Raw genomic sequence first — 13,944 nt, forward strand, 5'->3', positions numbered from 1 at the left:
GCCTAGTCGAGGTCTCCGGTGAGGTAGCGCTGCATGTTCGGGGCGATGGCCTTGACCACGGTCTCCATGTCGGTCGAGGCCAGCGGCTCGAACCCGACGACGTACCGGACGATGCCGAGGCCGACCATCTGGGTCGCGCAGAGCGTGGCGCGCAGTTCGCGTTGTTCGGCGCCGATCTCCGCGAGCACCTTGTTGAAGATCGCGTTGATCAGGAACCCCTTGAGCGCGCCCGCCACCTCCGGCTGGCTCGTGACGCTGCGGATCAGGGCGGCGAACGTGCCTCCGCCGGTCGCGTCCCACACCGTCACGAAGGTGCGGATGATGCGTTCGCCCGCCTCCTCGACGGGGCCGTCCAGCAGGCGCTTGAGGATCTCCGCGGGGTCGAAGGGGAGCTGCAGGACGGACTGGGCGAACAGGCCTTCCTTGCCACCGAACCAGTGGTTGACCATCGCGGCGTCCACGCCCGCCTTGGCGGCGATCGCGCGTACCGTGGCACCGTCGTAGCCCTTCTCCACGAAGACCTCGCGGGCCGCCGCGACGAGCGCGGCCCTGGTGTCCTCGCCCGCGGCTCGGCGACCGCGGCGTTTCTGGTTCACTTGCTCCACACGGGCCATAGTTCAACAGATGTTGAATTTATGCAACAATTGGTGACATGGTGAGCGTCATCGGGGCTGTGGCCGCCGCTGGTCTGGGGGCCGTGAGCCCAACGCGTGAGGAGTTCCGCGAGCTGGCGGTCAACCGCCGGGTCATCCCGGTGGTGCGCAAGCTGCTCGCGGACGCGGAGACCCCGGTCGGCCTGTACCGCAAGCTCGGGGCCAATCAGCCGGGCACGTTCCTCTTCGAGTCGGCGGAGAACGGGCGCTCGTGGTCGCGGTGGTCGTTCATCGGCGTGCGGTCGAGCGCGGCGCTGACGGCGACCGGCGGCGAGGCGTACTGGACGGGCACGCGGCCCGTCGGCCTGCCCGACGGCGGTGACCCGCTGCAGGTGCTGCGCGAGACCGTCGAGGTGCTGCGCACCGACCCGTTGCCCGGCATGCCCCCGCTGACCGGCGGCATGGTCGGCTACATCGGCTACGACGCGGTGCGGCGGCTGGAGCGGCTTCCCGTCATCGCCGAGGACGACCTGAAGATCCCTGAGCTGGTGATGCTGCTCGCGACCGACCTGGCCGCGCTCGACCACCACGAGGGCACCGTCACGCTCATCGCGAACGCGATCAACTGGGACGACTCGCCCGAGCGCGTCGACGCCGCGTACGACGACGCGGTGCGCCGCCTCGACGAGATGACCACGTCGCTGCATACGCCCGCGCCGCCGACGGCCGCCGTGTTCTCCCGGCCCAAGCCCGAGTTCCGGCGCAGGCGGTCGCAGGCGGAGCACTTCGCGGCCGTCGAGAAGGCCAAGGAGGCCATCCGGGCCGGCGAGGCGTTCCAGGTCGTCGTGTCGCAGCGGTTCGAGATCGACACGGACGCCGACGCGCTCGACATCTACCGGGTGCTGCGCGCGACGAACCCCAGCCCGTACATGTACCTGCTGCGCCTCGACGGGTTCGACATCGTCGGGTCCAGCCCCGAGTCGCTCGTGACGGTGCGCGACGGCAAGGCGACCACGCACCCCATCGCGGGCACCCGCTGGCGCAGCGAGGACCCCGAAGAGGACGCCCTGCTGGAGAAGGACCTCCTCGCGGACCACAAGGAACGCGCCGAGCACCTCATGCTCGTCGACCTGGGCCGCAACGACCTGGGGCGCGTCTGCAAGCCGGGTTCGGTGCACGTCGTCGACTTCTTCAAGGTCGAGCGGTACAGCCACGTCATGCACATCGTGTCGACCGTGACCGGTGAGCTGGCCGAGGGCAAGACGGCCTACGACGCCGTCGCCGCCTGCTTCCCGGCCGGCACGCTCTCGGGTGCGCCCAAGCCGCGCGCCATGGAGCTCATCGAGGAGCTGGAGCCCACCCGCCGCGGCCTCTACGGCGGCGTCGTCGGCTACTTCGACTTCGCCGGGGACGCCGACACCGCCATCGCCATCCGCACCGCCCTGGTGCGCCAGGGGGTCGCGTACGTGCAGGCCGGCGGCGGCATCGTGGCCGACTCGGACCCGCTGGCCGAGGACAACGAGTGCCTGAACAAGGCGGGCGCGGTGCTGGCCGCGATCGCCACCGCCCAGACGATGGCGCCGGCAGTTGAACGCTAGCCGTCCACTGTGGATCGCCGCGCTCCTGCTGGTGGGCGCGGCGGGTGCCTTCTGGGGCGCGGGCTTCGTGCCGGTCGCGTTGCTGTGCCTCGCGGCCGTCGCGGCGGTCCTCGCGCTGAGCGGGGCGGTGCGCCGGATCCTCGGCGCGCTGCTGATCGTCGTGGGCATCGCGGCGGCGTTCTCCGGCCACTGGCTCGCGATCGCCGGAGGCGTCCTCGTGGCCGCTTCCGGTGTGCTCCAGGTAGCCCTGGGAGGCCGCATGCCGAAGATCGGGATGGGCGGTCAGAAGACCCGCTCGCACGACCCCGAGACCGACCTGTGGCGCGCTCTGGAGCGCGGCGACGACCCGACCGACGACGAGAAGGCCGGCGAACGTTCCTCGAACGAGTGAAGATCATTCAACCGCGTTCGCGCATGTGACACGTGCACAACCTTGGTTAGCTGCAGGGACAGGTGAACCCCGGTGGCTGGGGCGTTACTCCGCCGGGGTTAGCATCCCCGTAGCGGGAAGGGGAGCAAGACTGTGACGGTTCTCGAATCGATCCTCGAAGGTGTGCGTGAGGATCTCGCCGCTCGCGAGGCCCAGTTGCCCTTCGACGTCGTCAAGGAGCGCGCGGCCAAGTCCGCCCCTCCGCTCGACGTGCTGTCGGTGCTGCGCGGGCCGAACGTGGGTGTCATCGCCGAGGTCAAGCGCCGCAGCCCCTCCAAGGGCGCGCTGGCGGAGATCCCGGAGCCGGCCGAGCTCGCGTCCGCGTACGAGGCGGGCGGCGCGTCGGTGATCAGCGTGCTGACCGAGCAGCGCCGCTTCGGCGGGTCGCTGGCGGACTTCGACGCGGTGCGCCGGGCGGTGAAGATCCCGCTGCTGCGCAAGGACTTCATCGTGTCGCCGTACCAGGTGCACGAGGCGCGCATGCACGGCGCCGACGTGGTGCTGCTGATCGTCGCTGCGCTGGAGCAGAACGCGCTCGTGTCGCTGCTCGACCGCGTCGAGTCGCTCGGCATGACGGCGCTCGTCGAGGTGCACACGGCCGAGGAGGCCGACCGGGCGCTGGAGGCGGGTTCGTCGGTCATCGGCGTGAACGCGCGCAACCTTCACACGTTGGAGGTCGATAAAGACGTTTTCGGCAGGATCGCTCCGGGACTACCCTTCGAGACGATCAAGATCGCCGAGTCGGGCGTGACCGGGCCCGGTGACCTGATGTCGTACGCCGGCGCGGGTGCTGACGCGGTGCTCGTCGGCGAAAGCCTGGTGACCAGCGGAGACCCCAAGGCCGCCGTGAACAAGCTCGTGACCGCGGGCTCACACCCCGCGTGCCCCCGGCCCAGCCGGTAGGCACGATCGAATTACAGCTTCAGAGGAGCTCCTGATGGGCCAGTTCACGCCCACACCGCACGATCCCGACGCACGTGGCCACTTCGGCCCGTGGGGCGGCCGGTTCGTCCCGGAGGCCCTGATCGCCGCGGTGGACGAGCTGGCCGCGGAGTACGACAAGGCGCGGCTCGACCCGGAGTTCGTGAACGAGTTCCAGCGGTTGCTGAAGGACTTCGCGGGCCGCCCGTCGCTGCTGACCGAGGCCCCGAAGTTCGCCGAGCACGCCGGCACGCGGGTGTGGCTGAAGCGCGAGGACCTCAACCACACGGGCTCCCACAAGATCAACAACGTCCTCGGGCAGGCGTTGCTGACCAAGCGCATGGGCAAGAAGCGCGTGATCGCCGAGACCGGCGCCGGCCAGCACGGCGTGGCGACGGCGACGGCGTGCGCGCTCCTCGGCCTCGACTGCGTCGTCTACATGGGCGAGGTCGACACCGAGCGGCAGGCCCTGAACGTCGCCCGCATGCGCCTGCTGGGTGCCGAGGTCATCCCGGTGAAGTCCGGGTCGCGCACCCTGAAGGACGCGATCAACGAGGCGTTGCGCGACTGGGTCACCAACGTCGACGAGACGCACTACCTGCTCGGCACGGCCGCGGGCCCGCACCCGTTCCCGCTGCTGGTCCGCGACTTCCACCGCGTGATCGGCATCGAGGCGCGCGAGCAGATCCTCGAGAAGGCCGGCAGGCTGCCCGACGCCGTCGTCGCCTGCGTCGGCGGCGGCTCGAACGCCATCGGCATCTTCCACGGCTTCATCGACGACGCGGACGTCCGCCTCGTCGGCGTCGAACCCGGCGGGTCCGGCCTCGACAGCGGCAGCCACGGCGCCACGCTGACGGCAGGCACCCCCGGCTCGCTGCACGGCGCGATGTCCTACGTCATGCAGGACGAGGACGGCCAGATCACCGAGGCGCACTCGATCTCCGCCGGCCTCGACTACCCCGGCGTGGGCCCCGAGCACTCGCACCTGAAGGACATCGGCCGCGCCGAGTACTTCCCGGTCACCGACGCCGAGGCCATGGAGGCGTTCGCCCTGCTCTCGCGCACCGAGGGCATCATCCCGGCGATCGAGTCCTCGCACGCGCTCGCCGGCGCGTTGAAGCTCGGACCGTCGCTCGGACCGGACGGACTCCTCCTCGTCAACCTCTCCGGGCGTGGCGACAAGGACATGGACACGGCCGTGAAGTACTTCGGCCTCGCTGACGGGGGACAGGCCTGATGTCGTCGTTGTCTGACGTTTTCGCCACCGCGAAGGCCGAGTCGCGCGCCGCGCTGATCGGCTACCTGCCCGCGGGCTTCCCGACGGTCGATGGTTCCAAGGACTACCTCCGTTCGATGGTCGAGTCCGGGTGTGACCTGGTCGAGGTCGGCCTGCCGTTCTCCGACCCGGTGATGGACGGCCCGACGATCCAGGCCGCCGCCGAGCAGGCGCTGGCCGCGGGCTTCCGCGTGCGCGACCTGTTCGACGTGGTGTCCGCCGTCTCCGAGGCCGGCGGTCGTGCGGTCGTGATGACGTACTGGAACCCGGTCCTGCGCTACGGCGTGGACGCCTTCGCGCGTGACCTCGCCGCCGCCGGCGGGCTCGGCATCATCACGCCCGACCTCGTCCCGGACGAGGCCGAGGACTGGATGACGGCGTCCGCCGCGCACGGCCTCGACCGGACGTTCCTGGTGGCGCCGTCGTCGACCGAGGAGCGCATCGCGATGACCGCGCGTGCCTCGTCCGGCTTCCTCTACGCCACCGCGGTCATGGGCGTCACGGGCGCCCGTGACGTCGTGTCGTCCGCCGCGCCCGAGCTCGTCGCACGGGTGCGGGAGCACACCACGCTGCCCGTCGGTGTCGGGCTGGGTGTGCGGTCCGGTGCGCAGGCCGCCGAGATCGCCGGGTTCGCTGACGGCGTCATCGTGGGGTCCGCGTTCGTGTCGGCCGTCGCCGAGGGCGACACCGCGGTGCGTGCGTTGGCCGCGGACCTCGCCAAGGGCGTGCGGTCGGCTGCCGCGACCGTCTGAACCTCCTTTCTCGCGGAACCGCTCGGCCGTCCTGGCCGGGCGGTTTTGCTTTGCGCCCCCAGCTTGGTCAAGCCGCCTCTGCAGCGACGGCTTCACCGTCGTGGTTGTCGGGTGGCGCGGTATTGCTTGCAACTGTGGAACTTCGTGCCCGTCATCGAGTGGTTGTCGGGATGGCGGGTGTTCAGTTGTGGTGGAGCCTTGCCTCCTCTTGGAGGCGTCACGGTTCCTCCAAGAGCATGACACAGATTCGAACACCTGATCGAGTGAATCCAGTTCGGATGGGTCCAAAACCCCACTTCACCGTCGGTCCGACCTGCGATCGTGGACTCATGCACAACCCAGCCATCCGCCCGGCGTGCCACACTGGTGGTGCACAGGCGGTCTACGGAGGTGATGCCCAGTGGCGGCGCCAGCCGAAGCTCGACCCGATGTCCTGCTGCCTGCCCACGAAGGGCCGTGGACCCTCGACGACGTCCTCTCGCTCCCTGAGGACAACAGCCAGCGCATCGAACTCGTTGACGGGATGCTCTACGTGAGCCCGTTGGGTAACGCCTTGCACCAGCGCCTGGTGTTCAACGCGTCCTACTCGCTCCGGAGCGAGTGCCCGAAGGAGTTCGAGACCACGATCGAGCTGAACGTTCAGTTCGACGGCGACCGGCTGTTCATCCCCGACTTCACGGTGCTGAAGAAGCGGGGAGCGAAGAGCCTGACCGTGCCGGCGGCGAACGTGCTCCTGATCGGCGAGGTGCTCTCCCGGAGCACCAAGGTGAACGACCTGGTGCTCAAGCGCCAGATGTACGCGGAAGCGGGCATCTCCTACTACCTGATCATCGATCCGGCGAAGGACGTCCCCCAGGCGACGCTGTTCGAGCTCGGCGACGATGAGAGGTACGTCGAGATCGCGGCCAGCGCTGAAGGAGTGCTGACCTTCGAGCGGCCGTTCCCGGTCACGATGGACCTGCTCGCCTAGCCGTAGAGCCAGTCCAGCCGTTCGTGCAGGTCGGCGACGGTCCACGAGGCGAACATCGCGTCACGGGCCAGCGCCGCCTCTCCGTCGGCGTGATAGACCTCCCGGCCCATCCATCGTGACGCGTGGTGGACGCGTGCGGCCCGCTCCGACCGGAGCGCTGCGTACCGCGCAAAAGAGCCCCGCACGTCACGAGGGTCGTACACGGAGGAAAGACACACCGCGTCCTCCAGCGCCTGGCAGGCACCCTGCGCGGCGTACTGCAACACGGGATGTGCGGCGTCCCCGAGCAGTACGACGCGCTGATCCTGCCAGTTCGTGATCGGCATGCGGTCGCACAACACCCAGGCCCGCCACTCGTCGGCGAGCTCCATGACCCGAGCCGCGTCCGCGCACAACGGCGTGAAGTGCCGCATCACGTCAGCGTGCTCGACGGGCTTGCCGGCCATGGCCTCAGTGGCCCCGTTGTCCGCCGTGGCAACAAGATTCACGGACCGCCCGCCGGCGATCACGTACCAGACGACGTGATAGCGCGGTCCCGCCCACAGCGTGACCACGTTCTCCTTCAACGAGTCCGGCACGTCCTGAGCCGGAATGACCGCACGAAAGGTGGTGTGCCCCGAAACCTGAGGATCGCCGTCCCCGACGAGCTGCCGCCGCACGGCAGACCGCAACCCGTCGGCCCCGACCAACGCCTCACCGTGCACCAGATCGCCCGACCGCAGCACGGCCGTGACGCCGTCGGCGTCCTGGGTGTAGGCCGCGACGCCGCTGTTGACTCGAAGGTCGATCCGGTCGTGGCTCTGGCACGCGTCGAGCAACGGCGCGAGCACGTCGTTGCGGTGCACCACGGCATAGGTCCCGAACCGGGACCGGAAGCCGTCGTCGATCGGCAACCCGGCGATGAGCTTGCCGGACACACCGCACCGGAGTCGCAACTCGTCGACGTGCACGGCCCGCGAGCGCACCACGGGACCGACGCCGAGGGTGTCGAGCATCCGGAAGCCGTTGGGTCCGACCTGGATGCCCGCACCGATCTCCTCGAACGCGGGGGCGGCCTCCAGGACGGTCACCCGGTGCCCGGCCCGGGCGAGTCCGAGAGCCGTCGCCAGTCCGCCGATACCGCCGCCGACCACCAGGACCGTCATGTCCGACCTTTCGCGCGTCCGCCGAGACCGCGTCCGAGTATCTCGGGTCGGCGATCACGGACGCCCTGAGGTCTCGAACCGGCAGGCGGGCACGCCGCCGAGAGGAGGTGGAGGGAGGCGGGGATGGAAGGGGAAGAGCAGGGAGGGCGGGACGGAAGGACAACGAGGCAGGGAGGAACGAGACAGGGGCGAGGCGGCGGAAGGAGCGAGGGCAGGGAGGGCGAGGCGGAAGGGACGAGGCGGAAGGGACGAGGCGGCGAGGACCAAGGCAGGGAGGGCCGAGGCAGGCAGAGCTAGGCACGGACGGCGAGGCACCGAGGAAGAGGCACCGAGGGCGAGGCGACGAGGACGGTGACGGTGGAAGGAACGCGGCGGCGAGAACCGGGGCGGCGAAGACCGGGCGGCGAAGACCGGGGCAGGGAGGGCGAGTGGCGAGATGTCGCTGGGAGGCGAGGTGGAGAGGAGGTGAGGCTGAGCGAGTCGAGGGCTGGGAGTGCGAGGTGACGGCGTGCGGTGAGGGTTCGCGGGGCGCGGGTGCCCGAGGTCCGAAGGCAGGTTCGGGCGGGCGCCGGGGCACGTGACCGTCGTCCCACGAGCGGATCACAGGTGGTCGGCCCTGTCGGTGGGAAGGCCGGTCAGCTGGGCTTTCGTGCACTCGGCGTGATCTTCGGGTGGACGGGTCGTGATCGGTTGGGTTCTGGGTCGGTAACGATCGCGCGTCCGAACGAGGCGCTCACAGCGCGGACGGTACGGTGGTCGCCGTGTTGGACGCCCTCCTGGCCACGATCCCGAGTCCCGACCGCGGTGTTTGGTACCTCGGTCCGCTCCCTCTCCGGGCCTACGCGCTGTGCATCATCGCCGGCATCATCGTCGCCATCTGGTGGGGTGAGCGTCGCTGGGTCGAACGTGGCGGCATCAAGGGCGAGGTCACTGACATCGCTGTGTGGGCCGTGCCGTTCGGGCTGGTCGGCGGGCGGCTCTACCACGTCATCACGGACAACCAGAAGTACTTCGGGCCCGGTAAGAACCCGTTGGCCGCGCTGGAGATCTGGAACGGCGGTCTCGGGATCTGGGGTGCCATCGCCCTCGGTGCCGTGGGTGCCTGGATCGGGTGCCGGCGCAAGGGGATTCCGTTGCCGGCGATGGCGGACGCGCTGGCGCCCGGCATCGTGGCGGCGCAGGCCATCGGGCGCCTCGGCAACTACTTCAACCAGGAGCTCTACGGTGGCGACACGACGTTGCCGTGGGGTCTGGAGATCTACCGGCGGGTGACGCCGGAGGGTCGTGAGGACGCGCTGGCGGGTGTGGCGATCGACCACACGCCGATTCAGATCGTGCACCCGACGTTCCTGTACGAGCTCATCTGGAACCTCGGTGTCGCGCTGCTGATCGTGTGGGCCGACCGGAAGTTCCGGCTCGGGCACGGGCGGGTGTTCGCGCTCTACGTGGCCGGGTACACGGCCGGGCGGTTCTGGATCGAGCTCATGCGCACGGACGAGGCGACGCTCATCCTGGGTACTCGGGTGAACGTGTTCGTGTCGGCGCTCGTGTTCTTCGGGGCGGTGGCGTACTTCATCATCGCCAAGTCGCGCGGTGAGCGTGAGGACGTCGCGGCGCTGCGAGGCACCGTGGACCCGGACGCCCCGCAGGACACCGCCGAGGACAAGGCCGAAGACGCCGAAGCCGCGAAGAGCGAGGAAACCGAGAGCGTCGCCGCGACGAGCGAGGGCGACGCCGAGAAGAAGAACTCCCCGGAGTCCGTCAAACCGGAGTGAATCTGTGCGCGTGCTCGTCGTCGAGGATGACGACCGGGTGGCCAGGGGCCTGCTGACCGCACTGCGGCACGCGGGTTACGAGGTGCATCGGGTGGCCACGGCCGCCGACGCGCTGCGTGCCGCGCCCGCCGACGTGGTGTTGCTGGACCTCGGCCTGCCTGATGGCGACGGCCTGGACGTGCTGCGCGAGTTGCGGCACCGTCCGGGCACCGCCGTCATCACGGTCACGGCGCGCGGCGAGGAACGCGAGCGCGTGCTCGGCCTCCGGGCGGGTGCGGACGACTACGTGGTGAAGCCGTTCGGCACGTCCGAGCTGCTGGCGAGGATCGAGGCCGTCCTCCGCAGGACCCGCGCCCACCGCGCGGGGCCGGAGGCGGAGGCGCCGGTCGAGGTCGGGGCGTTGCAGATCATCACGTCCACGCGCACGGCCACGCTCGACGGCGAACCGCTCTCGCTGACGCGCAAGGAGTTCGACCTGCTGGCACTCCTCGCGAGCCGCAAGGGCGAGGTCGTCAGCCGCGACTTCATCGTCGACCAGGTGTGGCAGGCGCACTGGGAGGCGCCGTCGCGGACGCTCGACACGCACATCGCGGCCCTGCGCGGGAAGCTCGGCGGCAACGTCAAGATCGAGACGGTCCGGGGTGTCGGGTACCGCCTCGCCACGTGACGAGGGTCCGAGAGACATCCACAGGCAGGTGCGGAACAATCACGGCTGATGCTCCGCCGACTGCTCGTCATCACGGTTCCGCTGCTCGTCGCCCTGGTCGCGGCGCTCGGCATCCCTTTGGCGTCCGCGGTCGTGCAACGGGAGACGCAGACGACGTACCTCGACCGCCTCGGTGACGCGAGCCGGTTCGCGAGCCTCGGCGAGAGCGCGTTGCAGTCGGACCGGCTGGAGGCGTTGAGCCAGGAGATCCAGCGCTACGACAACCTCTACGACATCCCCGTCGCGCTCGTCAGCGCGGACAAGCGGATCCTGCTCGCGTCCCGGCTGGGCTTCGACCCGAGCAACGACCCGGACGTCGTCAAGGCCCTCAACACCGCGCTGAACGGTGGCGTGCGCCCCGAACCCGAGTACACGGGCTGGCCGTGGCGCACGGGCCCGATGGTCGTGGTCGAGCCGGTCGGCCGGGACAGCGAGGTCGTCGCGGCCGTCGTCACCATCTCCCAGACCAGGGGCCTGCGAGCGGAGGTCCTGCGGCAGTGGGGGCTCATGGCGCTGGCCGGGCTCGCGCCGATGCTGGCCGTGGTCGCCGCGGCGTGGCCCATGTCGCGCTGGGTGCTCAGGCCGGTCGGCCGGCTCGACGAGGCCACCGCCGCCGTCGCCCAGGGCAACCTCGACGTGCGCGCGGACGAGGTCGGCGGACCGCAGGAGCTCCGCAGGCTCGCGAGAAGCTTCAACACCATGGTCGACGTCGTCGGCAAGGCCCTGAACAGGCAGAAGGCCTTCGTCGCCGACGCCTCCCACCAGCTGCGCAACCCGCTCGCCAGCCTCCGGCTCGCCGTCGACAACATGGGCCCGCACGTCGAGAGCGACGAAGCGAGGGAAGCGCACCAGATCGCGGTCGAGGAAGCCGAGGAGATGGGCCGCGTGCTCGACACGCTCCTCGCCGCGACCAGGCTCGACAGCGCCCGCCAGACCGAACCCGTCGAGATCGACCAGCTCCTCACGACGCACCGCCCGGCGTGGCAGGCCCTCGCCAGCAAGACCGGCGTCACCCTCACCATCGACGTGCCGAACGGCCTCACCATGCAGGAACCGCCCGGCGGCCTCGGCAGCGTGCTCGACGAGCTCGTCAGCAACGCCATCCGCCTCGCGAACGCGACCGAGGTCCGGGTCACCGGCCGGCAGGGCGAGTTGCACGTCGTCGACAACGGCGACGGCCTCACCCACGAGGAACGCGAGCTCGCGCTGCAACGGTTCTGGCGCGCCACCAAGCACCAGAACATCGCGGGCACCGGCATGGGCCTCGCGATCTGCGCCGAACTGATCGAGTCGGCCGGCGGCACGCTCACCCTGCACGACGCCGACCCTGGCCTGGACGTGAAGGTCGCCCTCAGCGCTTCACGGAACGGAACCAGCGCATAGCGCCGTCGTGCAGCGGCACGAGCCCGGTCGCGATGCCGGTGCGGACGTTGATCCGCGACGCCTCGGGGTGCCCCTCGACGATCCGCGCGGTCTCGGTGAACACCGTCCGCGTCACGACCTCGACGACGTCCGCGCTCAACGACTCGCGCGCCAGCAGCAGGTTCGGCACCGCGAACGTCTGGTTCGCCGCCACGTCCTCGTAGGTCGTGCTCGGGATCGTCGCCGGGATGTAGGGCCCCTTGTACTTCTCGGCGAGCCGGACCGCCTCGTCGGGGATGTTGATCAGCCGCACGTTGCCCTGGAGATCCGTTATCGCGGGCGTCGGGATGCCGGTCAACGCCAGCATCGCGTCCAGCGACCCGTTCGCGACCCGCCGGGACGCCTCGGCGTGCGCCATCCGTTCGTCCATTGCGGACAGACCGAAGAACTCCAGCATCCGCTCGGCGGTGAACTCGGTACCGGACCCCGTGGGCCCCAGCGAGATCCGTTTGCCCGCAAGGTCGCTGAAAGTGTGTATCGAAGAGGCAGCCGGCACGGCGATCTGCATGAAGCTGTCGTAGAGCCGCCCCACCGCGCGCACGCTCTGCGGATCGTCGATGGGGTCCAAAGAGGACAACGCCAGTTGCGCTTCACCTGATCGCAACAACTGCAGGTTCTCAACCGATGCAGCCGTGGGGATCGCGGTGACCTTGGTACCGGGCAGCTGTTCGGCCAGCGCCGCGGCCAGCGCCCCTCCGACCTCGCGAAACACCGCGCCCTCCGGCCCGGTGGCGAGCACGAGTTCAGCGGGCGCCTCGACCCTGCGCGGGGTGCATCCCGCGAGAGCCAGCCCGGCCCCTAGCAGAAGCGTGCGACGGCTGAACGACACCGACGAAGCCTAGCTGTTACGTCAGGGCTGTCTGAAGTTTCCTCACGTCGGCTTGTCGGTGCTGGTGGCGCGGCTCACTCTCTTCGCAACACGTAGTTCAAGGAGGAACAGTGGCCACCACGACCACAGGGCGCAAACCGATCTACAAGCACCTCTACTTCTGGGTGCTGGTCTCCATCGTTCTGGGCGCTGCCGTCGGCTTCCTGTTCCCCAAACAGGCGTCCGAGATGAAGTGGCTCGCCGACCTGTTCGTGAACCTCGTGAAGGTCGTCATCGCGCCGACCATCTTCGCGACGATCATCGTCGGCATCGCGGGCCTCGGAAACCTCGCCAAGGCGGGTGGCCTCGCCCTCCGCACGATCCTCTACTTCACCGCGATGACCACGGTGGCGCTCGCCATCGGCCTCATCGTCGTGAACATCGTGCAGCCGGGTCACCACGGCGGTGACATCACGCTGAACGCGAGCCAGGCCGACGCGACGCTGAAGTCCGCCTCGACCGCGGAGACCGGTGTCACCGGCTTCATCCTCAGCCTGGTGCCGAAGTCGTTCGTCAGCGCCTTCACCGACGGTCAGCTGATCCAGGTGCTCGTGGTCGCCATCCTCGTGGCCGTCGCGGTCGCCGGCATGGGTGAGCGCGGCGCCAAGGTCGTCTCCGCCATGGAGACGGTGTCGAAGGTCATGTTCGGCATTATCAAGATCGTCATGTACGTCGCCCCGATCGGCGCCTTCGGCGGCATCGCCTACACCGTCGGCAAGTTCGGCGGCAGCGTCCTCGGCAAGCTGCTCTGGCTGATGGGCTCGTTCTACGCGACCTGCCTGCTGTTCGTCATCGTGGTGCTCGGCCTGGTCGCGAAGTTCGCGGGCTTCAGCCTCTTCAAGTTCCTGCGCTACATCAAGGACGAGATCCTGATCGTCCTCGGCACGTCGTCCTCCGAGTCGGTGCTGCCGCGCATGATGGTCAAGCTGGAGGCGGCGGGCGCCCAGAAGTCGGTCGTCGGCCTCACCATTCCGACCGGCTACTCGTTCAACCTCGACGGCACCTGCATCTACCTGACCATGGGCGCGATCTTCATCGCCCAGGCCACGGGTCACGACGTGTCGATCGGTGTCCAGATCGGTCTGCTGCTCTTCATGCTGATCGCGTCGAAGGGCGCGGCGGGTGTCACCGGCGCCGGCCTCGTCACCCTCGCCGCCTCGCTGCAGGCCTTCGAGGCCCACTCGGCCATCCCCGCGGTCGGCATCGCGCTGATCGTCGGCATCGACCGCTTCATGTCGGAGGCCCGCGCCATCACCAACGTGATCGGCAACGGTGTCGGCTCGCTCGTGGTCGCCGCCTGGCAGAAGGGCCTCGACAAGGAGCGCCTGACGCACGTCCTCAACAACCCGGACAGCGTCGACGTCGACGACCTGCTCGCGAAGCAGACCGGCGAGAACGACGACAAGAAGGAGCCCGTCGCGGCTCACTAGGACGTCCGTGGCCGGAGGCGACTCTTCCCGCCTCCGGCCACGCGACCAGCGACCTCCT

The 13,944-nt window shown here is 69.5% G+C and carries 13 protein-coding genes; 10 read left to right on the forward strand and 3 right to left on the reverse strand.

The genetic code is table 11. The annotated features are described in order from the left end of the window. Positions 1-2: 2 nt before the first annotated feature. Positions 3-614 carry a TetR family transcriptional regulator gene (locus ACFWNN_RS11930; protein WP_382439889.1) on the reverse strand — a complete coding sequence of 204 codons (612 nt, stop codon included), beginning with the start codon at positions 612-614 and terminating at the stop codon, positions 3-5. Positions 615-652: 38 nt separating this feature from the next. On the opposite strand from ACFWNN_RS11930, the gene ACFWNN_RS11935 reads away from it, so the two are divergent. The 6 genes from ACFWNN_RS11935 to ACFWNN_RS11960 all read left to right on the forward strand — a co-directional run bounded on the left by ACFWNN_RS11935 (position 653) and on the right by ACFWNN_RS11960 (position 6,540). Next, positions 653-2,191 carry an anthranilate synthase component I gene (locus ACFWNN_RS11935; protein ID WP_382439890.1) on the forward strand — a complete coding sequence of 513 codons (1,539 nt, stop codon included), beginning with the start codon at positions 653-655 and terminating at the stop codon, positions 2,189-2,191. After that, positions 2,181-2,582 (forward strand): Trp biosynthesis-associated membrane protein, encoded by a 402-nt coding sequence (locus ACFWNN_RS11940; RefSeq protein WP_382439891.1) that lies wholly within the window; start codon positions 2,181-2,183, stop codon positions 2,580-2,582. The genes ACFWNN_RS11935 and ACFWNN_RS11940 overlap by 11 nt, the downstream gene beginning before the upstream one ends. A 132-nt stretch (positions 2,583-2,714) precedes the next feature. Beyond that, positions 2,715-3,524 carry an indole-3-glycerol phosphate synthase TrpC gene (gene trpC / locus ACFWNN_RS11945; RefSeq protein ID WP_382439892.1) on the forward strand — a complete coding sequence of 270 codons (810 nt, stop codon included), beginning with the start codon at positions 2,715-2,717 and terminating at the stop codon, positions 3,522-3,524. 34 nt (positions 3,525-3,558) lie between these two features. Continuing rightward, entirely contained in the window at positions 3,559-4,779 is a 1,221-nt protein-coding gene (gene trpB / locus ACFWNN_RS11950; protein WP_382439893.1) for a tryptophan synthase subunit beta, read from the forward strand. After that, entirely contained in the window at positions 4,779-5,570 is a 792-nt protein-coding gene (gene trpA, locus ACFWNN_RS11955) for a tryptophan synthase subunit alpha (protein ID WP_382439894.1), read from the forward strand. Before trpB ends, trpA begins: the two co-directional genes overlap by 1 nt. A 400-nt stretch (positions 5,571-5,970) precedes the next feature. Then, positions 5,971-6,540: a Uma2 family endonuclease gene (locus ACFWNN_RS11960; protein ID WP_382439895.1), complete on the forward strand. Its 570-nt coding sequence runs from the start codon at positions 5,971-5,973 to the stop codon at positions 6,538-6,540. On the opposite strand, the gene ACFWNN_RS11965 is transcribed toward ACFWNN_RS11960, so the two are convergent. Beyond that, a complete protein-coding gene (locus tag ACFWNN_RS11965) occupies positions 6,537-7,685 on the reverse strand; it encodes an FAD-dependent oxidoreductase (RefSeq protein ID WP_382439896.1) in 1,149 nt (382 codons plus the stop codon). The two genes, ACFWNN_RS11960 and ACFWNN_RS11965, sit on opposite strands and share 4 nt — an antisense overlap. Positions 7,686-8,449: 764 nt before the next feature. Between ACFWNN_RS11965 and lgt the strand changes: the two genes are divergently transcribed. From lgt to ACFWNN_RS11980, 3 genes are read left to right on the forward strand one after another with little or no spacing between them, the layout of a single operon-like run. Then, positions 8,450-9,460 (forward strand): prolipoprotein diacylglyceryl transferase, encoded by a 1,011-nt coding sequence (lgt, locus tag ACFWNN_RS11970; RefSeq protein ID WP_382440126.1) that lies wholly within the window; start codon positions 8,450-8,452, stop codon positions 9,458-9,460. 4 nt (positions 9,461-9,464) lie between these two features. Then, the gene (locus ACFWNN_RS11975) at positions 9,465-10,127 is read left to right on the forward strand and encodes a response regulator transcription factor (RefSeq protein ID WP_382439897.1); all 663 of its coding nucleotides are present in this window, start codon (positions 9,465-9,467) and stop codon (positions 10,125-10,127) included. A gap of 48 nt (positions 10,128-10,175) precedes the next feature. After that, a complete protein-coding gene (locus ACFWNN_RS11980; protein WP_382439898.1) occupies positions 10,176-11,549 on the forward strand; it encodes an ATP-binding protein in 1,374 nt (457 codons plus the stop codon). Here ACFWNN_RS11980 and ACFWNN_RS11985 read toward each other — a convergent pair. After that, positions 11,518-12,417 carry a TAXI family TRAP transporter solute-binding subunit gene (locus ACFWNN_RS11985; RefSeq protein WP_382439899.1) on the reverse strand — a complete coding sequence of 300 codons (900 nt, stop codon included), beginning with the start codon at positions 12,415-12,417 and terminating at the stop codon, positions 11,518-11,520. The genes ACFWNN_RS11980 and ACFWNN_RS11985 overlap by 32 nt on opposite strands. Before the next feature lie 110 nt (positions 12,418-12,527). Here ACFWNN_RS11985 and dctA point away from each other — a divergent pair, with 110 nt between their 5' ends. Further along, positions 12,528-13,886 (forward strand): C4-dicarboxylate transporter DctA, encoded by a 1,359-nt coding sequence (gene dctA / locus ACFWNN_RS11990; protein WP_382439900.1) that lies wholly within the window; start codon positions 12,528-12,530, stop codon positions 13,884-13,886. The last annotated feature ends 58 nt before the right edge of the window (positions 13,887-13,944 follow it).

This window comes from Lentzea sp. NPDC058450 (genome assembly GCF_042721395.1).
Taxonomy (GTDB): domain Bacteria; phylum Actinomycetota; class Actinomycetes; order Mycobacteriales; family Pseudonocardiaceae; genus Lentzea.